This window comes from Cronobacter sp. JZ38, assembly GCF_008932145.1.
Classification (GTDB): Bacteria; Pseudomonadota; Gammaproteobacteria; order Enterobacterales; family Enterobacteriaceae; genus Cronobacter; species Cronobacter muytjensii.
On record NZ_CP017662.1, the window covers coordinates 482,806 to 506,657 of the forward strand.

The following is a 23,852-nucleotide window of genomic DNA, read 5'->3' on the forward strand; positions in this document are numbered from 1 at the left end:
TTGACACACCCGCCATCCAGCCTTTGCTTCCCGCCATAAACAAAAAAGGCCGCCCGGGGGCCGCCTTTTCGTTAATACGTGGGGGAATTACAGCGACTGATCGCGTGTCTCTTTGGTCGCGATCAGCGCAATCAGCGTCAGCGCCGCCATCGCCGCGAGATAAATCCCCACGTAAAGCAGTCCGTAATTCGCCTGCAACCAGGTAGCGATATACGGCGCTACGGACGCGCCAAGAATCGACGACACGTTGTAGGAGAACGACGCGCCGGTGTAGCGCACTTCGGTCGGGAACAGCTCCGGCAGCAGCGCGCCCATCGGGCCGAACGTCAGCCCCATCAGGCTCAGGCCGATCAGCAGATACGCCATCACCATTGTCTGGCTGCCCGAGCCCAGCAGCGGCGGGAACACAAACAGCGCAAACAGCAGGATCAGCGTCGTAATCGTAATCATGCTCTTACGACGACCGAAGCGGTCCGCCAGCAGGCCCGCGACCGGCACCATCAGGCCGAAGCCGATCACCGCCATCATCAGCATCCACAGCACGTCATTACGCGGGAAACCGAGGCCGCCCTGCGCCGCAGGCGTGGTGCTAAAGGTCATCGAATAGACCGTCATGATGTAAAACAGCGTATAGGTGGCGAGCATAATGAACGTGCCGAGAACGGTTACGCGCACATGTTTCGTCAGCAGCGTGCCGAGCGGCACTTTCACCTGTTTCTTCGCTTTGGCGATTTTGGCAAACACCGGCGTCTCATGCAGCGACACGCGGACATACAGGCCAATCAGCACCAGCACAGCGGAGAAGATAAATGGCACGCGCCAGCCCCAGCTCATAAACTGCTCGTCGGTCAGCAGCCAGGAGAGCAGCAGGAAGGTGCCGTTGGCAAAGAAGAAGCCGATGGGCGCGCCAAGCTGCGGAAAGGAGCCATACAGCGCGCGTTTGTGCGCGGGCGCGTTTTCTGTTGCGAGCAGCGCCGCGCCGCCCCATTCTCCGCCGAGGCCCAGCCCCTGGCCGAAGCGTGCCAGCGCCAGCAGCAGCGGCGCCATAATGCCGATAGACGCATAACCCGGCAGCAGGCCGATCAATACCGTAGAAATCCCCATCGTCAGCAGCGAGGCGACGAGCGTCACCTTGCGGCCCACGCGATCGCCGAAATGGCCGAATACCGCCGAGCCGATAGGGCGCGCCACGAAGGCAATAGCGAATGTCGCCAGCGACTGTAGCGTCGCGGCGGTCGGGTCACCCTGCGGGAAGAAAATGTGCGGGAACACAATCACCGCCGCGGTGGCGTAAATGTAGAAATCAAAAAACTCAATGGCGGTGCCGATGAGCGAGGCGATGACGACCTTACTGCGCGAGTTAACGGGCGCGGCGTCTTGTTCGTTGTCGATGGGGGTTGCGATGGATGCTTGCATAGAATTTTCTTATTTTAGTACCGTCGAAACCCCATATTAGCCACAGCAAAAACGACATTTCAATTCAACGCGCCCTGTAAAAGCGAACAAAAAATAGCCAAAAAGCGGATAGTATTAACGCCAGCTAATTATCTTCTATGAAATGCTTCACAGATTTTCATATTTAGATGATAAAACTGGTTTTAGGTTAAATAAAAGTTACGCACTGGATTTTTATTCTGAAAGGGAGGCGGCGGGCTGAAAAAATGCGTTTTTCTCAGCCCGCGCGGCAAGGTTACGCGGGGTTTTTACCCGGCATTTCCGGGTCGTCTTTATACTGCGCGGTGGCAATCCAGGCGGAGCAGAACAGCGTCAGGCGCGCGAAGAAATAGAAGAAGGCCATCAGTCCCAGCACCGAGCCGAATGCCGCGCCGGACGGCGAGGTCACCAGCGACGGCAGGGTATACGTCATGATGATTTTGATAACCTCAAAGCCGATGGCGGCGATCACGGTGCCGCGCAGCAGCGCTTTTTTACGCGGGCGATGGCGCGGCAGACGCCAGAAGATCCAGAAGAAAAGCAGATAGTTGGCGCAGAAGGAAACGGCGAGGCCAATCAGATGCCAGACGGGTTTCAGCCAGCCGATAGCGTCCAGATGTAGCAGCCGAATAATGGTCTCCTGCGCCGAGCCCGCCACGGACGTAATCGACATGGTGATGATGAGCGCCACCAGCAGGCCAATCAGCGAAATAAAATCGCGCAGGTACTTCAGCCACCACTTCTCTTTTTCATCATCCGCACCGCGCTCCCAGTCGTCACGGAACTGCGCGCGGATAGCCTCGCGCAGATAGCCCATCCAGTTCACGCCGGAATAGAGCGCCACGCCGAACCCGACGATCCCGACCGTGGTGCGCTGTTCCACGGCGGCGTTAATGCTGCTGCTGAGCGTTTTGGCAAGCGTCGGATCGCTCACGCTCTGCAGGATTTTATTAAAAATGTCCTGTAGCAGCGTCGGGTGCGAAGCGAGTACAAAGCCTGCGACCGCGAACGACACCATCAGTACCGGGATCATTGATAAGAACGAAAAGTAAGTGATAGCGGCGCCGAACTGATTACCCATGCGCTCGTTAAAACGCTCGAAGGCGCGGATCAGGTGGGCGATTGCCGGTCGGCGCTCTACCTGCTCCACTTTTTCTTTCACCGTGCCGATCACGCCCTCTGCGGGTTTGTCGACGGTTTTCTTCTCATCCGGGCGGGTATCCAGCTGTGGGACAGGCTGATACTTTAAATCTTCGGTCGGACGTTTTGCGGGCTGCTCCGGCGTGGTCATTAGCGTTGATTCCTTTTATTTTTTACAACTTGCTTCCAAGTATAGCCCGCCGCTAGTCAACGTAGCTTTTCATCACCGACGCCAGCCACTCCATAAACAGATGCACGCGACGCGACAGATGCCGGCGGTGCGGGTAAATAAGCGAGACCGGCATCGGCGCGGCGCGATACTGCGGCAGCACTTCCACCAGTCTGCCGCTGCGCAGCGCCTCGCGTACGCCAATGCGCGGCACCTGAATAATGCCCAGCCCGGCAAAGCAGGCGGCCTGATACGTTTCCGTGCTGTTCACCGTCAGCACGCCGCCGGTTTGTATCCACTCACTTGCGCTCTCATGCCCGATTTCAAAGCCCAAAGGCCGCGAGCCGAGCGTCGGCGTGTAGTGCACCATCGCGTGCGAGGCGAGGTCGTCGAGCGATTCCGGGCAGCCGAAGCGCGCCAGATAATCCGGGCTCGCGCAGTTTACCTGGCTCAGTTTGCCAAGCGGTCGAGCCACCAGCCCGGAATCCTTCAGCTGACCGACGCGCACTACGCAGTCAAACCCTTCGCGCACCACATCCACCAGCCGGTCGCTGCTGCTCAGTTCCAGCGCGATGCCGGGATAGTGATGAAGAAACTCCGGCAGGCGCGGTATCACAACGTTTTGCGCCACCGCGACCGGCATGTCGACCCGCAGCCGCCCGCTGACGCTCGCCGGGTCGTGCAGGAACAGGCCGTCGAGTTCATCAAGGTTGGCGAGCAGATCGCGTGCGCGTTCGTAATAGACCTGACCATCCTGGGTGAGATGCACCCGTCGCGTGGTGCGGTGCAGCAGGCGCGTGCCGAGCGCGTTCTCCAGCGCCTGAACCTGTCGTGAGACGCTGCCTTTCGGCAGGCTCAGGGTCTCGGCGGCGCGGGTAAAACTCTCCAGCTCCGCCACGCGCACGAATAAACGCATTGCGTGAATTTTATCCATTGTTTGAGCTCATTGTTGTTTTTAATGGAACAGTGAAGCGTACCTGGCGCTCTTTATCGTTCTTTTAGCAGCTAATAAGCTTTTACTCAACGACCACCCAGACCCTGAAGAGGTATTTATGACGCAACGCATCGCAATCATCACCGGCGGCAGCCGCGGGCTCGGTAAAAACGCAGCGCTGAAGCTCGCAGAGCGTGGAATTGGTGTTCTTCTGACGTACCAGCATCGGCGTGAAGACGCCGACGCGGTGGTGCGTGAAATTGAACAAAAAGGCGGGAAGGCGGCGGCTCTGGCGCTGAACGTCGCCGATAGTACGACCTTTGCGGATTTCGTGGCGCAGGTCAAAACGCAGCTGCAAGAGACCTGGCAGCGCGACAGCTTTGATTATTTAATCAACAACGCAGGCGTTGGCATTTATGCGCCATTCAGCGAGTTTAGCGAGGCGCAGTTCGACGAGTTAGTGAACATTCACTTCAAAGGGCCGTTCTTCCTGACCCAGCAGCTGTTGCCGCTGATTAACGACGGCGGGCGCATCCTGAATGTCTCCAGCGGGCTGACGCGCTTCGCACTGCCGGGCTACTCGGCTTATGCGGCGATGAAAGGCGCAATGGAAGTGCTGACGCGCTATCAGGCTAAAGAGCTTGGCAGCCGCAAGATTGCGGTGAATATCATTGCTCCGGGCGCGATTGAAACCGACTTCGGCGGGGGTCGGGTGCGCGATAACGAAGAGCTTAACCGCTTTATCGCGTCGCAGACGGCGCTGGGACGCGTGGGCCTGCCGGATGATATCGGCGCGGCGATGGCGGCGATTGTCAGCGATGAACTCGGCTGGGCGAACGCACAGCGCATCGAGGTTTCTGGCGGGATGTTCCTGTAAAACAATGGCCTTGCCCGGTGCGACCGGGCAAGGTATTCAGACGGGTTACTCTTTCTGGAAATGGCTCACACGAATGCGGTACGGCTTTTGTTTCTTATCGAGCGTGCCGCTGATGCCGACCAGCTCATCGGGGCTCACGTCTTTGCCCTGAAAAACCGCATGCGGGATCATGACATCAATATCGCCGCCTTTATCGCGGAACTGATAGAGATCGTCGCCTTTTTTCTTGATCAGATAACCGCGCAGCGTCACGGTTCCGCCGTCGTGCATCTCTTTGGCCTGCTTCACGTCTATAGAACGGGCGTCCGTGATGCCGCGATAGCCATCTTTTAGCTGATGCGGCGGTGGCGGCGCTTCGTCATTTTTGAAACCGCCTTTCTCTTCGGCCAGCGCAGGCAGCGTTAATAACGCGGAAAGCGTTGCGATAATCACTGTTTTTTTCATACGTCTCCCTGTGTCGTTTCAGGTGAATGTCTTTTAAGCCTGGCACAAGGAAGCGAAAACGTCTTTCAGCGAAAGCCGCGTGTGAGGGGGTTAAAGGGCGCGCCCTGCGCCCTTAGCCCTGCGGGTTGTGGTAGTTATCATCCCGCGCCAGCAGGCCGAACAGCCAGTCGTCGTGCCAGCGCCCACCGAGATAATAGCTCTCACGTAGCGTGCCTTCCTGAATAAACCCGGCTTTCTCCAGCGTTTTCTTCGAGGCGATATTGCCGCCGGTGACGGTCGCAACCAGCCGGCGCAGGCCGCATTCTTTAAAGGCTAAGCGGCAAATAGCGCGCAACGACTCATAACCGTAGCCGCGCCCCTGAAAGGCGCTGCTGAGCAGAAACCCTACTTCCGCGATACCGTCGCCGCGCATGACAAACCCCGTCACGCCCACGGGCAGGCCGCTGCGCGTTTCGCGGATAAGCAGACAGAGCCAGTGAGCGCTCTGCGGCGTCCAGGGCGGCAAACGTGCGGCGAAATCCTGCATCCTCTGCGCGTCAGTGCGCGGGTCGGCGACAAAACGCATCACGGCGTCGTCGCGTTGCAGGCTTAAAAAGAAGGGCCAGTCGTCGGGCGTAATGGGCCGGTAACTCAGACTGGCGGACCCGAAGGTCAACAGGGCGTCGTTAAAAGGCGTCTCGGGTGGCATACAATCTCCGTCGCGTGAACAGGCAGAACAGTCTTGCCCGAAAAACGCGCCGCTGTCATCCGGCGCGCGCTTTCCCCGCTAATTCAGGCAGGGCGCGGCGATTTTTTACGCAAAAATCGCGCTGTCACTTTTTTTCCGGCTATTTTCAGTTATGTTGTTTCACTGCCTGTCAGCGCAGACAAAAAATTCAGAAATAAAAATATACTTAAGTGAAATTTCGCCCGTCCCGTTCGTGATAATTGCGGGGCGTTGAGCGTGAAAAGGATGCAAAATGGCCCGCACCACACAGCCTCTGGTAAGAGAAACGTTTGAAACTGCGCTCACGGTGATTCGTCAGGCGTCGGTTGAGATCCTGGTTTTGCTTGGCGTTAACGTCGCGGAAGGAAAAGATCCGCAATGGTTTCTGCAACAGCTTGATCAGGCGCGCCTGAATCTCGGCAACTGGGCGACCGTCGCCCGGCGGCTGAATCTCAACGACGCCGACATGTCCCAGTTCACCCTGCAACTACGCCATTTGCAGCAGCTGGTGCCGCAGTATGAAAGCGGCCAGGATGTTACCGAGAATCAGCTTCTTGCCGCGCTGCGCTTCGTGACCTGCCTTGAGAAGGTACGCAACCAGCAGCCGAAGCTCGGCTACTCCACCGATATGGACGTGAATAAAGAGGCGAAGCAGGGAGAAGCGCTGCGCCAGCTGCGCGCGCTGGATCTGACGCTGCGCGGCATGGTGCGCGAGGCATGGCCTGAAGAACAGCAGCGCGTCAATCAGCTTAAGCAGCTGTGCGGCGGCGATAAAGTGCGTCGCTGGCTGAAAATGGGCGATAAAGGCGATGTGCTGAGCGGCATGCTGTTCAGCGAACTGGCGATGCTGGTAGTGGATAAAAAGCTCTTCGCCCGCCATTACGACCGGCTTTTCCAGGGCGCGACCTCGCTGACGCTGTTCGTCGAGCCGCGTAAAACGCTGCAAACGCTGCTGGATGACATCCGTGATATCCGTAATACCGCCACGCTCGGCAAACCGCTTTCCGGCGCGCAGGAAGTGATGCTGGATAACTATTTCAACGCCATCAGCGCACCTCTGCATAAAGCCTGCGGCGAAGGGCGCACGCGCGTGAATCCTGCCGCGCTGATGAAGGCGGATGACGCGCAGTTAAAAACCTTTTTCGAGCATGCGGCGAAGAAAAACAGCGTGGTCGGCGGCGATATTTTTGAGGTGCGCGACACTATCGAAAGCCCGAGCAAGCGGCAGGACGGCAAAAAGCAGGAGACGCGCCAGCTGGTTATGGGCGCGGTGTGGGGTGCGGTGGGTCTTGGCGCTATCGCGCTGGTGGTTGGCGCGCTGTTTATCGCCAGTGATTCGCTCAACCCGCCGACTGCGGCGCGCGACACCACGGCGCCGGTCGCCACCGCGATGGCCGCCGAGCCGGAAAACAATGACGACAGCCCGCGCCACAAGCTCAACAATATGGGTATCACCTGGGATGAAGAAAATCTGCGCGCCGCTATCGACCGTGATGACGCTGTAGTTACGCGCCTCTTTTTAGAAGCCGGGATGAACTGGAAATTAGCCTGGACCGAGCAGGCGCTCGCGAAAAACCAGGAGGCGACGCTTGAGACGCTGCTGCGCTATCGCGTGCAGATGGATGAGTCAAAGCCGTGCCGGCGGATGATCACGACCCTGAGCCACGCGATGTCGCAGGGCGAAAAGCTGACGTCGATGCGTAAACAATATTTGCAGGCGTTTTGCACCGCGCCGGTGGTGGTACAGCGCCAGAAGCATGAGCTGGAGCAGGCGCAGCTGCGCGCGCAGGCGAATCCGGGCGACGAAACAAAGAAATGGGTGAAGATTCGCGAGGCGATTTACCAGACGATTCGGTAATTTCGCGGCGGTAAAAGCGCGGCAGCAAAAAGGGGAAGCATTGGCTTCCCCTTCTTTTTTGCATTATGCGTAAATGCGATTAACGCATGGTCACAAACTCTTCCGCCGCGGTCGGGTGGATGGCGACCGTGTTGTCGAAGTCTTTTTTGGTCGCGCCCATTTTCAGCGCTACCGCAAAGCCCTGCAGCATTTCGTCCATGCCGAAGCCGATCCCGTGTATACCGACGATCTTTTCCTCCGGCCCGACGCACACCAGTTTCATGCGGCACGGCTGTCGGTGTGAGGTCACGGCGGTGTACATCGCGGTAAACGACGATTTATAGATTTTCACCTGATCGTCGCCATATTGCTCGCGCGCCTGCGGCTCGGTAAGCCCGACGGTGCCGATCGGCGGATGGCTGAACACCACGGTCGGAATATTGCTGTAATCAAGGTGCTCATCCGGCTTGTTGTTAAACAGGCGTTCGGAGAGGCGACGGCCCGCGGCGACCGCGACAGGCGTCAGTTCTACTGCGCCGGTGTTGTCACCCACGGCATAAATGCCAGGCACATTGGTGTTCTGGTATTTATCGACAACGATGTAGCCTTTTTCGTTAGTTTTAACGCCCGTCGCCGCCAGGTTGAAATTATCGGTTTCCGGCTCGCGGCCAATCGCCCAGATCAGCGCGTCCACCGTTTCTGACCGGCCATCTTCCAGCGTCAGCGTCAGGCTGCCGTCGCTGTTTTTGACAACCGCTTTTGGCGTTGCGTGGGTGTGCAGCTGCGGGCCTTCGGCCTGCATCACTTCCACCAGCGTTTCAGAAAGCATCGGATCAAAAGTGCGCAGCGGCGCGTGCTTGCGCACAAACAGGTGCGTCTTTGCGCCCAGCGCGTTAATCACGCCTGCCAGTTCAACGGCGATATAGCCCGCGCCCACCACCGCCACACGTTTCGGCAGCGCCGACAGCGCGAAGAAACCGTCAGAATCGATGCCATATTCCGCGCCCGGAATATCCGGGTGGCTCGGACGGCCGCCGGTCGCGATCAGGATGTGATCGGCCGTGATCCGCTCGCCGTTCACTTCCACCGTATGCGCGTCCACAAAACGGGCGAAGCCCTGAATCACATCGACATTATTTTTGCCCAGCACGTTGTCGTACGAAGTGTGGATACGGTCGATATAGGCGGTGCGGCTCGCCACCAGCTTTTGCCAGTCAAAATGGTTTACGGTGGTGTCGAAGCCGTAGTCCGGGCCGTAAAGGTGAATAGCTTCAGCAATTTGCGCGGCGTGCCACATCACTTTTTTCGGTACGCAGCCGACATTGACGCAGGTGCCGCCCAGCGCTTTGGCTTCAATCAGGGCGCATTTCTGGCCGTACATGGCGGCGCGGTTGACAGAAGCGATACCGCCACTGCCGCCGCCGATGGCGAGGTAGTCGTAGTGTCTGGTCATGGCTGTTACCTTTTAATGATTCGAATTAACGCGATTGTAGTCCTGACGAAAAAAGGGTCCATCTATGGCTGCGATTACTCCGGCACGACCCATTTCAGCGAGGTGTGGCCAATGCCTGACGGCACCAGCGTTTGATGCAGCCACGGCAGGACATTCGCCATTTGCTGCTCCAGCTTCCACGGCGGGTTGATAACAATCATGCCCGACGCGGTCATGCCGCGCTGATCGCTGTCCGGGCGCACCGCCAGCTCGATTTGCAGAATGCGGCGGATGCCGGTGGCTTCCAGATCGTTTAGCATACGCTTGATCTGGTTACGCAACACCACCGGATACCAGAGCGCGTAAACGCCGGTCGCAAAGCGTTTATAGCCTTCATTGATGCCCTGCACCACCGCCTGATAATCGGTTTTGATTTCATAAGGCGGGTCGATAAGGATCAGGCCGCGACGCGAGGCGGGCGGCAGTTTGGATTTCAACTGTTGATAGCCGTCGGCGCGCTCCACGCGGGCGCGTTCGTCTTTCTGAAATTCGCCGCGCAGCAGCGGGAAATCGCTCGGATGCAGCTCGGTGAGTTGCAGGCTGTCCTGCGGGCGCAGCAGCTGGCGCGCGATAAGCGGCGAGCCGGGGTAGTAGCGCAACTGGCCGCTGCGGTTGAAATGCGACACCGCGCTGATGTACGGCTCAAGCTCCGCAGGTAAATCGTCCCGCTGCCAGATGCGCGCAATGCCGTCGAGATATTCGCCCGTGCGTTCGGCGTGTTCGCCGCTCAGCTGATAGCGCCCGGCACCCGCGTGGGTGTCCAGATACAGGAACGGTTTTTCCTTCTCTTTGAGCGACTCAATGATCAGGCTCTGGACAGTGTGTTTGAGGACGTCGGCGTGATTGCCGGCGTGGAAGCTGTGGCGGTAACTGAGCATGCGGGATGGGTTTCCAAAAGGCGTAAATGAACATCGATTTTGAACAGTATACCGGAAAGTGACCGCTTACGGGATGTGCTCTCTGAACGGGTAAAGCCCAGCGCGGGGCATTGAAATTAACTACACTAAACCCCATGCTACAAGACATTGTCGCTGCAAGATGCGCTTAACAAACACTAATCAGGACGCGCTTATGACCAATCCATTACTGACGCCTTTTGAACTGCCGCCGTTTTCCTCCATTAAACCCGAGCACGTGGTGCCAGCCGTGACGAAAGCGCTGGAAGAGTGCCGCGCGCAGGTGGAGGCGGTAGTCAGCCGCGGCGCGCCTTACAGCTGGGAATCGCTTTGCCAGCCGCTTGCGGAGACGGACGACAGACTGGGCCGTATTTTTTCGCCGGTGAGCCACCTGAACTCCGTGAAAAACAGCCCCGAACTGCGCGAAGCCTATGAGCAGACGCTGCCGCTGCTCTCTGAATACAGCACCTGGGTGGGCCAGCATGAAGGGCTTTACCAGGCCTATCGCGATTTACGCGACGGCGAAAACTACGCGAAGCTCGACACCGCTCAGAAAAAAGCGGTTGATAACGCGCTGCGCGATTTCGAACTCTCCGGCATCGGCCTGCCGAAAGAAAAACAGAAGCGCTACGGCGAAATCGCCGCGCGTCTTTCCGAACTGGGCTCGCTCTACAGCAACAATGTGCTGGACGCGACTCAGGGCTGGACGAAGCTTGTGACCGATGAATCTGAACTCTCCGGTATGCCGGAAAGCGCGCTGGCGGCCGCGAAAGCAATGGCCGAAGCCAAAGAGCAAGAGGGTTATCTGCTGACGCTGGATATCCCGAGCTATCTGCCGGTAATGACCTACTGCGATAACGGGCGGCTTCGCGAAGAGATGTATCGCGCCTACAGCACACGCGCTTCCGACCAGGGGCCGAACGCGGGTAAATGGGATAACACGCCGGTAATGGAAGAGATCCTGGCGCTGCGTCACGAGCTGGCGCAACTGCTCGGCTTCGACAGCTACGCGGAAAAATCGCTCGCTACCAAAATGGCGGAAAACCCGCAGCAGGTGCTGGATTTCTTAACCGATCTGGCCAAACGCGCGCGCCCGCAGGGTGAAAAAGAACTCGCCCAGTTGCGCGCCTTCGCCAAAGAACATTTCAGCGTGGACGAGCTGCAGCCGTGGGATATCGCGTACTACAGCGAAAAACAGAAGCAGCATCTCTATAGCATTAGCGATGAACAGCTGCGCCCGTATTTCCCGGAAAACAAAGCCGTTAACGGCCTGTTTGAGGTCGTGAAGCGCATTTATGGCATCAGCGCGAAAGAGCGCAAAGATATCGACGTGTGGCACCCGGACGTGCGCTTCTTCGAACTCTATGACGAGAGCGGCGAACTGCGCGGCAGCTTCTACCTCGATCTCTACGCGCGTGAAAACAAGCGCGGCGGGGCGTGGATGGACGACTGTGTCGGCCAGATGCGTAAAGCGGATGGCTCGCTGCAAAAACCGGTGGCGTATCTCACCTGTAACTTTAATCGTCCGGTGAGCGGCAAACCGGCGCTGTTCACGCATGATGAAGTCATTACGCTGTTCCATGAGTTCGGTCACGGCCTGCACCATATGCTGACCCGTATAGAAACCCCAGGGGTCGCGGGCATCAGCGGCGTGCCGTGGGACGCCGTCGAACTGCCGAGCCAGTTTATGGAAAACTGGTGCTGGGAGCCGGACGCGCTGGCGTTTATCTCCGGTCATTTCGAAACCGGCGAGCCGCTGCCGCAGGAGCTGCTGGATAAAATGCTGGCGGCGAAAAACTACCAGGCGGCGATGTTTATCCTGCGCCAGCTGGAGTTCGGCCTGTTCGACTTCCGCCTGCACGCGCAGTTCAGCCCGGAGCAGGGCGCGAAAGTGCTGGAAACCCTCGCGGAGATCAAAAAGCAGGTGGCCGTGGTGCCAGGCCCGACCTGGGGCCGCTTCCCGCATGCCTTCAGCCATATTTTCGCCGGCGGCTACGCGGCGGGGTACTACAGCTATCTGTGGGCCGATGTGCTGGCGGCGGACGCCTATTCCCGTTTCGAAGAAGAGGGGATTTTCAACCGCGAAACCGGGCAGTCGTTCCTCGATAACATCCTGACGCGCGGCGGTTCTGAAGAGCCGATGGAGCTGTTCAAACGCTTCCGCGGCCGCGAACCGCAGCTCGACGCGATGCTGGAACATTACGGCATCCAGGGCTGATCTTACGCGTGAACATTTGTCTGATTGATGAAACAGGCGCCGGAGACGGCGCCTTATCTGTTCTGGCGGCCCGCTGGGGGCTGAGGCACGACGCCGATAACCCGATGGCCCTGGTAATGACGCCTGCACATCTTGAATTGCGCAAGCGTGACGAGCCGAAGCTTGGCGGAATTTTTGTCGATTTCGTCGAGGGCGCGATGGCGCACCGGCGGAAATTCGGCGGTGGACGCGGCGAGGCGGTGGCCAAAGCGGTCGGCGTGAAGGGCAGCTATCTGCCGCAGGTGGTGGATGCCACGGCGGGGCTCGGGCGCGATGCGTTCGTGCTGGCGTCGGTGGGGTGTCATGTGCGGATGCTGGAGCGCAACCCCGTAGTCGCGGCGCTGCTGGATGACGGCCTGACGCGCGGCTATCAGGATGCGGAAATCGGGCCGTGGCTGCGCGAGCGGTTACAGCTTATCCATGCCTCCAGCCTGACGGCGCTGGAAGCCATTACGCCGCGCCCGGAAGTGGTCTATCTCGACCCGATGTTTCCGCACAAGCAGAAGAGCGCCCTGGTGAAAAAAGAGATGCGGGTGTTTCAGTCGCTGGTGGGGCCGGATCTCGATGCCGACGGATTGCTGGCGCCTGCGCGCGCGCTCGCCACAAAACGTGTGGTAGTTAAACGCCCCGATTACGCGCCGCCGCTTGGCGACGTGGCTACCCCGAATGCCGTGGTCACGAAAGGACATCGGTTTGATATCTACACGGGCACGCTGGCCTAAACAGCCTGGCCCGGTAAGCGTGTGCGTATCGGGCGGTCTGGCTGTTCGCCCATATCGCGATAGTCATTACGGGAACTGCTGACGGGCATGCAGCACGCTCAGCACCAGCAGGTATTCGGAAGTGACGTTATAAACGACGATATTATTCGGATGGGCGATGATTTCGCGGGTATCCGCCACTCGGCCTTCGCGGAACATCTCCGGATAATGCGCTGCGGGTAAATTCGACGCTTCAATACGCGTTAATAACGCCTGCGCGGCGGAAGGATTGTCACTGGCGACAACGCTAATAAGCGCAAAAAGATCCATTTTTGCTGCTTCAGTCCATTGAATGGGGCGCATTACGCCATTTTTCTACTCACTTTTGCGCTTTCAATGATCTTGCGCGCGCTTGCTATCACATCTTCCTCTGGCGTGATGGGCTGGCGGCTTGCCGCTGCGGCTTCCACTTTTTCACGAAACCACCGTTCGTACTGTTCCGCCTGTTCATGGGGCTCGAATCTGGAGATGCCGGGGAAGTCATGTTTTGGCATACGCGTTTTCTCTACGATTCATTTTTAAGCAGTATAACGTCCGGGTGGGAGTGAACTAATTAAAGCGGAAATGAAAACCGCGGCCTGTGCCGCGGTTTGAGGTCAATGAAATCCGAAATGACTGCCAACGAGAACCTGCAGGCCGGGTAAGCGTCGCGCACCCGCCATCGCCATTACGCCTCTTCGTCGTCGCGCAGCGGAACAATCAACATATCGATATGAACGGTGTTGATAAGCTGACGCGCAGAAGACATCAGCTTGCTCCAGAAATCCTGATGGTGACCGCATACCACCAGATCCACATCATATTTTTTGATAGCGTCAACCAGCACCTGGCCCAGATCGCCGCTGCCGCTCAGGGTTTCGGTGATCGGATAGCCCGCGTTGGTGGAGAGCTCGGTCAGCGCGTGATGCGTTTCTTCGGAGATACGCTTTTGCATGTCGCCCAGGTTAACGTCAATTAACCCGGTGTAGAGGTCGGAATAATTCACATCGACATGAATCAGGGAAATCTTCGCGTTATAGGGGCGCGCCATAGATACCGCTTTATCTACCAGCACTTTGCTTTCAGGAGACAGATCGACCGCGATAAGAATATGTTTGTAAGCCATAGTGTTACTCCTTCCATAAGATGTCGATGACCAGTGGACAGGATGACGTATTGCTGCCTGCGGCGTCATCCCCGTGCCCGCGTCCTGCGTACCACAATCGCGGGAACGCATTCCAGCGTAAAGACTTAGCGCTAAAGCTAATTTTACCTTATAGCGCCCCGGTAGATCCGTCAATGCGCCGGGGTCGCATACATTCAAGCTAAAAATAGCTCCGCGAGCGTTGATAAGGATTAACGATGTGGTAAAAAAATTACCGGATCTCCTACACTATTAAAAAAGCCGTTCGGGTGAATAAATGTGAACCCGATCGACTTTCACGCATGCACGCTTTCACAGAACAGTCTTTCAGGTATTGGAGAGCCATTGCTTTCCAGGCGAGTCGTCGGGGGGAAGGTATGATAAGCACCGTCGCGCTGTTTTGGGCCTTGTTTTTGGTTTGCGTTATTAATATGGCGCGTTATTTCTCATCGTTACGCGCGCTGTTGGTGGTGCTCAGAGGATGCGATCCGCTGCTTTATCAATATGTGGACGGTGGCGGCTTTTTTACCGCGCATGGTCAGCCCAGCAAACAGATTCGCCTTGTCTGGTATATCTACTGGCAGCGTTATCTCGATCATCATGACGACGAATTTATTCGCCGCTGCGAACGCGTGCGTCGCCAGTTTATTCTCACCAGTTCACTCTGCGGATTAGTCATTATCAGCCTGGTTGGGCTGATGATTTGGCATTAAAAAAGCGGGTCAGTTGCCTGACCCGCTTCTTCACGCTTACACGGCTTCGCTTACACGAAACGCAGCGCTATCCAGTACAGCGCGCCTGAGAGCGCGACAGACGCCGGCAGAGTGAATACCCATGCCATCAGGATGCTGGTGACGGTTTTGCGTTGCAGACCGCCGCCATCGACCAGCATCGTGCCCGCGACCGACGACGAGAGCACATGCGTCGTGGATACCGGCATACCGGTATAGCTCGCAACGCCGATGGAGACAGCCGCGGTCATCTGCGCCGACATGCCCTGCGCGTAGGTCATGCCTTTCTTACCGATTTTCTCGCCGATGGTGGTCGCCACGCGGCGCCAGCCGATCATCGTACCGATGCCAAGCGCCAGTGCGACAGCCATGATGATCCAGACCGGAGCGTACTCAATGGTGCTGAGCATATCCGCCTTCAGGTTCTTCAGCAGGCGCTGATCTTCCGCGCTGGTCTCTTTCAGCTTCGCCACTTTGTCGGTGGTGTCGGAGATGCAGAGCATAATGCGGCGCAGCTGGCTGCGCTGATCCACGTTCAGCTTGTCATAGCTGTCGATGTTGTTGAGCATCGCTTTCGCGCGATCCAGCGCCAGAATGGCGCGGCTGGCGTCACAGTGGAACTCTTTCGGATTGCCCGTCGGGTTCACCTGCTCCGGCGTCGGGATAACCGGGTCGACGCCCGCCACCTGACGCAGCGCGGCCGGATGCTGCTGGAAGTACGTTTCCACGTTATTGACCGCGTCGCGGGTGCGGGTGATGTCGTAGCCGGAGGCATTCATATTCACCACAAAGCCCGCAGGCGCCACGCCAATCAGCACCAGCATAATCAGGCCAATGCCTTTCTGACCGTCGTTCGCGCCGTGAGAGAAACTCACGCCGATAGCCGACAGAATCAGCGCAATACGGGTCCAGAACGGCGGCTTTTTCTTGCCGTCTTTCTTTTCACGTTCGGCGGGCGTCAGATGGATACGGGCGCGTTTTTTGGTGCCGCTCCAGTAGCGACGCAGCAAAAACACCAGGCCACCTGCGAATACCAGACCGACAATCGGTGAGATAATCAGCGAACCGAAAATATTAATGACTTTCGGGATATTCAGCGCGTCCACCACGGACGTGCCGGTCATCAGGGCGTTAGTCAGACCAATCCCGATGATAGCGCCAATCAGCGTATGGGAGCTGGACGCCGGCAGGCCCAGATACCAGGTGCCGAGGTTCCAGATGATAGCGGCCAGCAGCATGGAAAAGACCATCGCCAGGCCATGAGCGGAGCCCACGTTCAGCAGCAGATCGGTCGGCAGCATATGCACAATCGCATAAGCCACGCTTAAGCCGCCAAGCAGAACACCGAGGAAGTTAAAGAGAGCCGCCATGGCCACCGCAAGTTGCGATCGCATAGCGCGTGTATAGATAACCGTTGCGACTGCGTTTGCCGTATCATGGAAGCCGTTAATAGCTTCATAAAACAGTACAAATCCCAGAGCAAGCAATAGTAACAGGCCAGTGTGTAAATCCAGCCCGGCAAACAAATGTAGCATAGGACGTTACGCCATTTTGAGGACATGAACGCGGCGCATTATCTAAGACAACGGCAGCATGGGCAAAGTGAAATATAGACTTTTTTTAATCGGTGTCATCGGAATGTCAATTTCACTAAAGAGATTACCTTTTAAATTCAATTTATTAGAATTTGTAACAGGGTTTTGTCTGGTGCGACCAGAGAGGAAACTTTACAATTCGCGGCCTTAACGGCAATGAGGAAGGGTTGTGGAACAGTTTGATGCCATCATCGTAGGGGCGGGCGCGGCAGGATTATTCTGCGCGGCGCAGGCAGGGCAGGCGGGGCGCCGGGTTTTAGTGCTGGATAACGGCAAGAAACCCGGGCGGAAAATCCTGATGTCCGGCGGCGGACGCTGCAATTTCACCAACCTTTACGTTGAGCCTTCCGCCTACCTCAGCGCTAACCCGCATTTCTGTAAATCGGCGCTGGCGCGCTACACCCAGTGGGATTTTATCGATCTGGTAGGCAAGCACGGCATCGCCTGGCACGAGAAAACGCTCGGGCAGCTTTTTTGCGATGATTCGGCGGAACAGATTGTTACGATGCTGATGGCGGAGTGTGAGAAAGGCGGCGTCACCGTGCGGCTGCGCAGTGAAGTGCTGGATATCGCGCGCGACGAGAACGGCTACACCCTGACGCTGAACGGCGGCGCGGCGCAGACCCCGAAGCTGGTGATCGCGAGCGGCGGTCTGTCGATGCCCGGCCTCGGCGCGACGCCGTTTGGTTATAAAGTCGCGGAACAGTTCGGCCTGAAGGTATTGCCGACCCGCGCCGGCCTGGTGCCGTTTACGCTCCACAAGCCGCTGCTGGAGCAGATCCAGACGCTCTCCGGCGTCTCGGTGCCCGCCGTGGTGACCGCTGACAACGGCACGGTCTTTCGCGAAAACATCCTCTTTACCCATCGCGGGCTCTCCGGCCCGGCGATGTTGCAGATCTCCAGCTACTGGCAACCGGGCGAGTGGGTAACGGTCAACCTGTTGCCGGATGTCGACGCGGGCGCGTTTATCGACGAACAGCGCGCTGCGCACCCGAATCAGAGCCTGAAAAACACACTCGCGATGCTGCTGCCGAAGCGGCTGGTGGAGTGTCTGCAAAGCCTCGGACAACTGCCGGACGTCACGCTGAAACAGCTCAACAGCCGCCAGCAGCAAGAACTGCTGGAGACGCTGCACGGCTGGCGCGTCCAGCCCAACGGCACCGAAGGCTATCGCACCGCGGAAGTGACGCTTGGCGGGGTGGATACTCACGAGCTCTCCTCCCGCACGATGGAGGCGCGCAACGTGCCGGGTCTCTATTTTATCGGCGAAGTGGTGGATGTGACCGGCTGGCTCGGCGGGTATAACTTCCAGTGGGCCTGGAGTTCCGCCTGGGCCTGCGCCCAGGCGCTCGTCGAATAACGCGTTTCAGTAGAGATTTTGCGGCGTGAAAATGCCGTACTGGCGCGTCATCCGAAGCGACGCGGGCGCGCCAGGCTCGCCATCCAGCGCGTCGAGAAACGCGCCCGCCCACCACTGATTATCATACTGCCGCACTTGCGTCAGCAGCGCCGCATGGCGCTGTTTGCGCTCTGCAAGCGGCATCGAGAGCGCGGAATGCAGCGCTTCGCTAAGCTCATGCGCGTCATACGGATTGACGATTATCGCGCCTTTAAGCTGCTCCGCCGTGCCGGTAAATTGCGACAGGATCAGCACGCCCGGATCGGCGGGATCCTGCGCCAGCACATAGGCTTTAGCGCTCAGGCTGACCCCCTCTGACAGCGGCGTAAACAGCCCTGCTCTGGCGCGGCCGTAAATCCCGGCGACGGCGCGCCGGTTCAGCGCGTCGTTATGCAGATAATTCACCGGAAACCAGCTGAGATCGCCAAAAGCGCCGTTAACCTCGCTGCAAAAACGCGCCAGTTGCTGTTCCAGCCGCGGTGAAAAATGCGGGTACTCTTTGGCCGGATCGCTCATTTGCAGCAGCGTCACTTCGCGCAGGTATTGCGGATGGTTATTCAGCAGGCTGCGCATCGCATCGATGCGGTAATGAATGCCGCTGATGTCATTTATCACATCGTCGCTGACGATAAGCTGGCGCGGATATAACGCGCCGCTTTTGCCGGTCAGCGGCGCGTGGCGGGTCGGGCGCGGCGTCGCCACGCCGCAGGGAAAGACGCCGACGTTAATGATATGCCCGTTAACGCGAAGCGTAGTGGCGGAAAGCCGCTCCGTACGGTAGTGGCGCATCACGCACAGCAAAAAGTTATTCACGTCGCTGCCCGACTGAAAGCCAATCAGATCGTAGAAAAAGAGCGAGCGCATCAGCCAGTCATGCTCCGGCAGCGTTCTGAACACGTCGCCGGGCGGAAACGGCTGATGCAAAAAGAAGCCGCACGGGTTCAGCAAACCCGCCTCTTTCAGGCAGCGCCCAAGAGGAATGAGATGGTAATCCTGCACCCAGACCACGTCATCCGGGCAGATCTCGTCCGTCGCCATCTCCGCCACTGCCTCGTTCCAGGTTTTATAGGCGCAGAATGCGCCCTTCTGGTGCGTGGCGAGATCGGGCCGGTTATGGAATACCGGCCACAGCGCCTGGTGCACATAGCCGTGATAGTAGTCGGCGTATTCGGCGGGCGACATCGTCCAGCGCTGGCGCGTATAGCCTGCGGTGTCGCGCACGGCGACCCGGCGCGGCTCCCCCGCAAGACCAATGGCGCCGCTCCAGCCCATCCACAGGCCGCCGCGCTGGCGCATAATATCGTGCAGGGCTTCCGCCTGCGCGTCGGCGCCGTGCGGCACGCCGCACCGGCTGGATATCATGACTAAGCGAGACATGACTCACCTCTTCTTTAAGCGTAATTAATGGCGATGCGCGCGTTTTTCCGCGTCGGTGACTTCACTTTCAAACCGGGCCAGCTCCTGCTGTTTACAGGCGAGCCAGGCGTCGCTGAATGGCGCGCCCAGCCGTTTACGCAGCCAGTCGGCCTCCTGAAAACGCGCCAGCGCGTCCGGCCAGAACAGCGGCAGCTCGGGTTGTCCCGCGCCTGAACCGGCCTGCGGCAACGTAAGCGGATGGTCGAGCCCATAAAGCACCCCCGCCAGTACCGCCGCCGCCACGAGATAGGGGTTGGCGTCCGCGCTCGCGAGCCGGTACTCGATGCGCTGGCTGTTTGCATCGGCGCAGGGCAGGCGCAGCGCCGCCGAGCGATCGTTATAGCCCCAGGAGGAGAACAGCGGCTCGTTCAGGCTCTTGCGCAGCCGCCGGAACGCATTGGCGCCAGGCGTGATCAGCGCGACGCTGGCTGGCATCAACGCCAGCAGGCCGCTCAGGCTGCGGCGCATCATGACGTTTGGCTGACCCGCTTCGCTGGCGAACAGATTATTGCCCTGCGCGTCGTTCAGGCTGAGATGAAAGTGCAGGCCGCTGCCCGCGAGCGCTGACAGCGGCTTCGCCATAAAGCTGGCGTAGTAGCCCTGTTTTTCCGCCACCTGATGTACCAGCCGCCGGGCCGCCAGCACTTGATCGCAGAGCGCCACCACGCGCCCGCTGTGACAAAAATTAAGCTCGAACTGGCCCGCTTGCGCTTCCGCCACGATGCCGCAAAGCGGCAGACCCTGACGGCGCGCTTCGGTTTCCATCGCTTCCAGCAGCGCGTTATCGCGCCCTGGCATGTCGATATCAAAACAGCGCGACGTCGGCGGCGCGCCATCCTGTGCCAGCAGATAGAACTCCACTTCAGGCGCCACGACCGGGTACAAACCGCGGGCGTGAAAGGTCGCCAGCAGGCGCTCCAGCACGACACGAGGCTCAAGCGGGCAGCCTGCGCCATCCGGGCTTTGCATGGAGAGCAGGAGCTGGGCGTGATGCTCTGGATCGCCCGCGCAAGGGCGCAGCGTGCCGCTGACCGGCAGACAGCGCTGGTCCGGCTCGCGTTGCGCCACTGCGCCGTCAATCACGTGCCCTTCGATATCCATTTCATAGATCGATTGCGGGAAGTAGCAGCCCTGCGCCAGCGCGCGCAGGCTCTCCACGCTGACGCGTTTACCGCGACGGCAGCCGTTAAGATCGTGCAGATAGATATCAACGTGGCGGGTCTGCGGATATTCCCGCAAATATGCCTCGGCCTCCTGACGAAACGGCACAGCGACACCGTCAGGCGTGCCCGCCAGCATCCATGTATTGAGCAAAGTGGAGAACATAATCGGTTCCTGACTGACGGGCGCCGTTATCGGACTGCGGGGTTTAAACCAGGGAGTAAGAGCAAAGGAAAACATACGTTACGCTTCTTCAATGCCGCTCGGGCGATGGTCAAAGGCTAGCGTTTTCGGCAGCGCGCCGTTGTAAAAATCCCGTAAAAAGAAAGGCCTGGCGCGTAAAAATGGCGTTTATTCGCTGCCGGATGAAGGGGTTACGCGCGCTGCACGAAGGGGAATGAAAGGGAAGTAACAAGCGAATGTAGCGAGAGTTGATAGTACGCTTTATCGCCAGTTGTTAACGTTGCGCCCCGTAACAGGAAGCCCATAAGGAGCCCACTTCCTGCCGGGTAGGGAACAGCAACACATGACGTTAGTGACCGCGATGCGTTTTTTATTGATGATTTTTTATTTCGCCGCTTTGCTTTCTGCGCCAGCGTTCAGCGCTGCCCCGTCGCATGTCTGGCACTCCCAGAATGCGAATGCGGATTTCTCATACCGTTTTCACCATGATGCACCGCCGACGCGGTTGAAAAGCGCACTGCTGAGCCGCTACGTCAGCTGGAAGGGCACCCGCTATCACTTCGGCGGCACGACCCGCCGGGGCGTTGATTGTTCGGCGCTGATGCAGCACCTGTTTGCCGAATCGGCGAGTGTTGCGCTGCCGCGCACTACGCAGGAGCAGATTAAAAAAGGCCGGGCGGTAAGAAAAACGGCGCTGCAGCCAGGCGATCTGGTGTTTTTCAACACCGGCCCGCGTCAGCGCCATGTAGGCGTCTATATCGGCGACAACCAGTTCATTCACGCCTCGAAAGAGAAAGGCGTAACCATTTCCAGCCTGAGCAACCGCTACTGGCGCGCACGTTATCTCGCCGCGCGCCGCGTGGTGTGACTGCGCTACCCCGGTAGCCGGCTTTTCGGACGTCCGGGGCCGAGCAATACGGCGAGTTTGCTGCCGCCGTGCGTGGTCTCCATCCAGATCTTACAGACGCTGGTGAGCGGCACCGAGAGCAGCATGCCCACCGGCCCCAGCAGCCATCCCCAGAACAGTAGCGAGAGGAATACCACCATTGTGGACATCCCGAGGCGGTGACCCATCATGCGCGGTTCGACGATATTCCCCAGGATCATGTGCACCAGCGAGAACAGCAGGCCCACCATAAAGACTTCATACACGCCGTTAAACAGCAGCGCCTGAATCATCGGCGGAATGGCTGACAGCACCGCGCCGATATTCGGAATGTAATTAAGCAAAAAGCCGAGCACGCCCCACATCAGCGCGAACTGGATATCAAGCAGCGTCAGGCCGAGCCAGATAATCACGCCGGTCCAGAGGCTGATAAGCGTCTTGAGCGCCAGATAGTGGCTGACGCCTTTTAACGCGCGGTGCAGCCCGGCGATATGCAACTGCGGGTTGGAGAGCGCGAAGCGCAGCTTATAAGGCACGTGGCGTACTTCAAACAGCATAAACACGACGGTCATCACCAGCAGCACGATGCTCGCCATCGCGCCGGAGAGCTGCGTCATGAGCGTCGTCGCGAAGGTCACCATTTTCTCGGAATCCATGCGTTGCAGCATTCGCTCCGGTGAGAGATGCAGGTGTAAAAAAGGCACCATTTCCTGAAGATGGAGCAGTTTTCGCGTCAGTTCCTTATTATATTTCGGCATTAACGCGATGAATTCATTGAAAGACGCGGCCAGCACGCCCAGGAGCAGCGTCAGGCCAATCAGCATCACGAACACGACGATCGTAATGGCGACAGGACGGCGAAAGCCCCGGCGTATAAACCAGGTCACCAGAGGGTTAAGCACAATAGCCAGAAACAGCGCCAGCAGGAGCGGCACAATCACTTCCGCGGCGGCGTGAATGCCCGCCAGAATAATGACCAGCGCCGCCAGCTTTTGCAGCATATGCAGGCCGACTTTATCTTGTTGGGGACGTTGTGGACCAATCATAACCAATTCCTTTTATGAGGGCTTTCTTAGTGTAGTGTGCATTGGGTATTGCGCCGCAGGGGGGAAGTCTGAAAGCCTGGCATTTCCGTTGCAGGAAATATCAGGTTTATACTGACGCTACCGCTGTTGCTGAAAAAGTGAAATGTCATGCCGGATGTCTGCGCCGAACCCGCATTAAGCGGCCTGCGGCTGAACCTGAAAATCGTCTCCATCGTTATCTTTAACTTCGCTACCTTTCTGACCATTGGCCTGCCGCTGGCGGTACTGCCCGGCTACGTCCATGATGTCATGGGTTTTAGTCCGTTCTGGGCGGGGCTTGTTATCAGCCTGCAGTATATCGCCACGCTGATAAGTCGTCCTCATGCCGGGCGCTATGCCGATCTCTGGGGGCCGAAAACCGTCGTTATCGTCGGTATGTTCGGCTGCCTGCTGAGTGGCGCGAGCTATTTTCTGGCGTGGTGGGGCGGCGGCTGGCCGCTGGTGTCGCTGGCGCTGCTGTGTCTCGGGCGGGTGGTGCTGGGCTTCGGGCAGAGCTGCGCGGGTACCGGCTCGACGCTCTGGGGCGTCGGCGTGGTCGGCTCGGCGCATATCGGTAAAGTCATCTCCTGGAACGGCGTCGTCACCTATGGGGCGATGGCAGTCGGCGCGCCGCTCGGCGCGCTGTGCTACCGGCTGGGCGGTCTGCCGCTGGTGGCGGGTGTGATTATGGGCGTGGCGCTGGTTGGGATCGTGTTAGCGTTGCCGCGCCCGGCGGTGAAAGCCAGCAAAGGCAAGCCGCTGCCGTTTCGTGCGGTGCTCGGTAAGGTCTGGCCGTTCGGCATGGCGCTTGCGCTCACCACATCCGGCTTTGGGGTGATCGCCACCTTTATTACGCTCTTCTACCAGGCGAAAGGCTGGGACGGCGCGGCCTTCGCTCTGACGCTCTTCAGCGGTGCTTTCGTCGGCACGCGGCTGCTGTTTCCGAATGCCATTAACCGGCTGGGCGGCATTAACGTGACGCTGATATGCGGCGTGGTGGAAACGCTGGGGCTGTTGCTGGTCGGTCTGGCGGTCTGTCCGTGGATGGCAAAGGTGGGCACTTTCCTCGCGGGGGCGGGTTTTTCGCTGGTGTTCCCGGCGCTCGGCGTCGTGGCGGTGAAAGCCGTTCCCCAGAGTAATCAGGGCGCGGCGCTCGCCACTTATACGCTGTTTATGGATCTGTCGCTTGGGATAACCGGCCCTGCGGCGGGCGTGCTGATGGCCTGGGCGGGCGTACCGGCGATTTATCTGGCGGCGGCAGGGCTGGTGATGCTCGCCATTCTGTTGAGCGTGCGCTTAAAAAAACGGCCCGCCCCGTAAAAGGGCAGGCCGTTAAGGTAAGCACGT

23 protein-coding genes are annotated in these 23,852 nt (G+C 58.6%); 9 read left to right on the forward strand and 14 right to left on the reverse strand.

What is annotated here, in order from left to right:
- Window positions 1-87 precede the first annotated feature (87 nt).
- The 3 genes from BJP61_RS02195 to BJP61_RS02205 all read right to left on the reverse strand — a co-directional run bounded on the left by BJP61_RS02195 (window position 88) and on the right by BJP61_RS02205 (window position 3,677).
- Window positions 88-1,416 (reverse strand): MFS transporter, encoded by a 1,329-nt coding sequence (locus tag BJP61_RS02195; protein ID WP_038866852.1) that lies wholly within the window; start codon window positions 1,414-1,416, stop codon window positions 88-90.
- Window positions 1,417-1,690: 274 nt separating this feature from the next.
- Window positions 1,691-2,725, reverse strand: a complete 1,035-nt coding sequence (yhjD, locus tag BJP61_RS02200) for an inner membrane protein YhjD (protein ID WP_161581911.1) — start codon at window positions 2,723-2,725, stop codon at window positions 1,691-1,693.
- Window positions 2,726-2,777: 52 nt separating this feature from the next.
- Window positions 2,778-3,677: a LysR family transcriptional regulator gene (locus BJP61_RS02205; RefSeq protein WP_161580055.1), complete on the reverse strand. Its 900-nt coding sequence runs from the start codon at window positions 3,675-3,677 to the stop codon at window positions 2,778-2,780.
- A 118-nt stretch (window positions 3,678-3,795) separates the two neighbouring features.
- Between BJP61_RS02205 and BJP61_RS02210 the strand changes: the two genes are divergently transcribed.
- The gene (locus BJP61_RS02210) at window positions 3,796-4,554 is read left to right on the forward strand and encodes an SDR family oxidoreductase (RefSeq protein ID WP_161581910.1); all 759 of its coding nucleotides are present in this window, start codon (window positions 3,796-3,798) and stop codon (window positions 4,552-4,554) included.
- 45 nt (window positions 4,555-4,599) lie between these two features.
- On the opposite strand, the gene BJP61_RS02215 is transcribed toward BJP61_RS02210, so the two are convergent.
- Window positions 4,600-4,998 (reverse strand): YdeI family stress tolerance OB fold protein, encoded by a 399-nt coding sequence (locus BJP61_RS02215; protein ID WP_007730710.1) that lies wholly within the window; start codon window positions 4,996-4,998, stop codon window positions 4,600-4,602.
- A gap of 112 nt (window positions 4,999-5,110) precedes the next feature.
- On the reverse strand, window positions 5,111-5,686 hold the full coding sequence (locus BJP61_RS02220) for a GNAT family protein (protein WP_075193323.1): 576 nt from the start codon (window positions 5,684-5,686) through the stop codon (window positions 5,111-5,113).
- A gap of 33 nt (window positions 5,687-5,719) precedes the next feature.
- On the opposite strand from BJP61_RS02220, the gene BJP61_RS21810 reads away from it, so the two are divergent.
- Window positions 5,720-5,899: a hypothetical protein gene (locus tag BJP61_RS21810; RefSeq protein ID WP_346341554.1), complete on the forward strand. Its 180-nt coding sequence runs from the start codon at window positions 5,720-5,722 to the stop codon at window positions 5,897-5,899.
- Window positions 5,900-5,957: 58 nt separating this feature from the next.
- Window positions 5,958-7,562: an STY4199 family HEPN domain-containing protein gene (locus BJP61_RS02225; RefSeq protein ID WP_171997771.1), complete on the forward strand. Its 1,605-nt coding sequence runs from the start codon at window positions 5,958-5,960 to the stop codon at window positions 7,560-7,562.
- A 79-nt stretch (window positions 7,563-7,641) separates the two neighbouring features.
- Here the strand turns inward: BJP61_RS02225 and gorA are convergent, their stop codons facing one another.
- Together gorA and BJP61_RS02235 are read right to left on the reverse strand one after the other, a co-directional pair.
- Window positions 7,642-8,994 (reverse strand): glutathione-disulfide reductase, encoded by a 1,353-nt coding sequence (gorA, locus tag BJP61_RS02230; protein WP_038866878.1) that lies wholly within the window; start codon window positions 8,992-8,994, stop codon window positions 7,642-7,644.
- A gap of 74 nt (window positions 8,995-9,068) precedes the next feature.
- Window positions 9,069-9,911: a 23S rRNA (adenine(2030)-N(6))-methyltransferase RlmJ gene (locus BJP61_RS02235; RefSeq protein WP_038866881.1), complete on the reverse strand. Its 843-nt coding sequence runs from the start codon at window positions 9,909-9,911 to the stop codon at window positions 9,069-9,071.
- Between the two features lie 193 nt (window positions 9,912-10,104).
- On the opposite strand from BJP61_RS02235, the gene prlC reads away from it, so the two are divergent.
- Together prlC and rsmJ are read left to right on the forward strand one after the other, a co-directional pair.
- Window positions 10,105-12,147, forward strand: coding sequence for an oligopeptidase A (prlC, locus tag BJP61_RS02240; protein WP_075193319.1), 2,043 nt, complete (start codon window positions 10,105-10,107; stop codon window positions 12,145-12,147).
- Window positions 12,148-12,155: 8 nt separating this feature from the next.
- Window positions 12,156-12,908, forward strand: a complete 753-nt coding sequence (rsmJ, locus tag BJP61_RS02245; protein ID WP_075193318.1) for a 16S rRNA (guanine(1516)-N(2))-methyltransferase RsmJ — start codon at window positions 12,156-12,158, stop codon at window positions 12,906-12,908.
- Window positions 12,909-12,974: 66 nt separating this feature from the next.
- Here rsmJ and BJP61_RS02250 read toward each other — a convergent pair whose 3' ends face one another.
- The 3 genes from BJP61_RS02250 to uspA form a co-directional block, all read right to left on the reverse strand.
- Window positions 12,975-13,217: a type II toxin-antitoxin system RelE/ParE family toxin gene (locus tag BJP61_RS02250; RefSeq protein ID WP_255485459.1), complete on the reverse strand. Its 243-nt coding sequence runs from the start codon at window positions 13,215-13,217 to the stop codon at window positions 12,975-12,977.
- Between the two features lie 32 nt (window positions 13,218-13,249).
- Window positions 13,250-13,441, reverse strand: a complete 192-nt coding sequence (locus BJP61_RS02255; protein WP_171997773.1) for a stability determinant — start codon at window positions 13,439-13,441, stop codon at window positions 13,250-13,252.
- A 173-nt stretch (window positions 13,442-13,614) separates the two neighbouring features.
- Entirely contained in the window at window positions 13,615-14,052 is a 438-nt protein-coding gene (gene uspA, locus BJP61_RS02260; RefSeq protein ID WP_004388310.1) for a universal stress protein UspA, read from the reverse strand.
- Window positions 14,053-14,447: 395 nt separating this feature from the next.
- On the opposite strand from uspA, the gene uspB reads away from it, so the two are divergent.
- The gene (gene uspB, locus BJP61_RS02265; protein ID WP_038866891.1) at window positions 14,448-14,783 is read left to right on the forward strand and encodes a universal stress protein UspB; all 336 of its coding nucleotides are present in this window, start codon (window positions 14,448-14,450) and stop codon (window positions 14,781-14,783) included.
- 50 nt (window positions 14,784-14,833) lie between these two features.
- Here the strand turns inward: uspB and pitA are convergent, their stop codons facing one another.
- Entirely contained in the window at window positions 14,834-16,336 is a 1,503-nt protein-coding gene (gene pitA, locus BJP61_RS02270; protein ID WP_038866892.1) for an inorganic phosphate transporter PitA, read from the reverse strand.
- Window positions 16,337-16,565: 229 nt separating this feature from the next.
- Between pitA and BJP61_RS02275 the strand changes: the two genes are divergently transcribed.
- A complete protein-coding gene (locus BJP61_RS02275; RefSeq protein ID WP_171997774.1) occupies window positions 16,566-17,756 on the forward strand; it encodes an NAD(P)/FAD-dependent oxidoreductase in 1,191 nt (396 codons plus the stop codon).
- 6 nt (window positions 17,757-17,762) lie between these two features.
- On the opposite strand, the gene BJP61_RS02280 is transcribed toward BJP61_RS02275, so the two are convergent.
- Together BJP61_RS02280 and BJP61_RS02285 are read right to left on the reverse strand one after the other, a co-directional pair.
- Window positions 17,763-19,172, reverse strand: a complete 1,410-nt coding sequence (locus BJP61_RS02280; RefSeq protein WP_171997775.1) for a trehalose-6-phosphate synthase — start codon at window positions 19,170-19,172, stop codon at window positions 17,763-17,765.
- 24 nt (window positions 19,173-19,196) lie between these two features.
- Window positions 19,197-20,612, reverse strand: coding sequence for a glutamine synthetase family protein (locus BJP61_RS02285; RefSeq protein WP_171997776.1), 1,416 nt, complete (start codon window positions 20,610-20,612; stop codon window positions 19,197-19,199).
- 304 nt (window positions 20,613-20,916) lie between these two features.
- Here BJP61_RS02285 and BJP61_RS02290 point away from each other — a divergent pair, with 304 nt between their 5' ends.
- On the forward strand, window positions 20,917-21,423 hold the full coding sequence (locus tag BJP61_RS02290) for an NlpC/P60 family protein (protein ID WP_038866993.1): 507 nt from the start codon (window positions 20,917-20,919) through the stop codon (window positions 21,421-21,423).
- A gap of 5 nt (window positions 21,424-21,428) precedes the next feature.
- Here the strand turns inward: BJP61_RS02290 and BJP61_RS02295 are convergent, their stop codons facing one another.
- Complete coding sequence (locus BJP61_RS02295; RefSeq protein WP_038866909.1) at window positions 21,429-22,487, reverse strand: AI-2E family transporter; 1,059 nt, start codon at window positions 22,485-22,487, stop codon at window positions 21,429-21,431.
- A 147-nt stretch (window positions 22,488-22,634) separates the two neighbouring features.
- Between BJP61_RS02295 and BJP61_RS02300 the strand changes: the two genes are divergently transcribed.
- Window positions 22,635-23,825, forward strand: coding sequence for an MFS transporter (locus BJP61_RS02300; RefSeq protein ID WP_075193312.1), 1,191 nt, complete (start codon window positions 22,635-22,637; stop codon window positions 23,823-23,825).
- The last annotated feature ends 27 nt before the right edge of the window (window positions 23,826-23,852 follow it).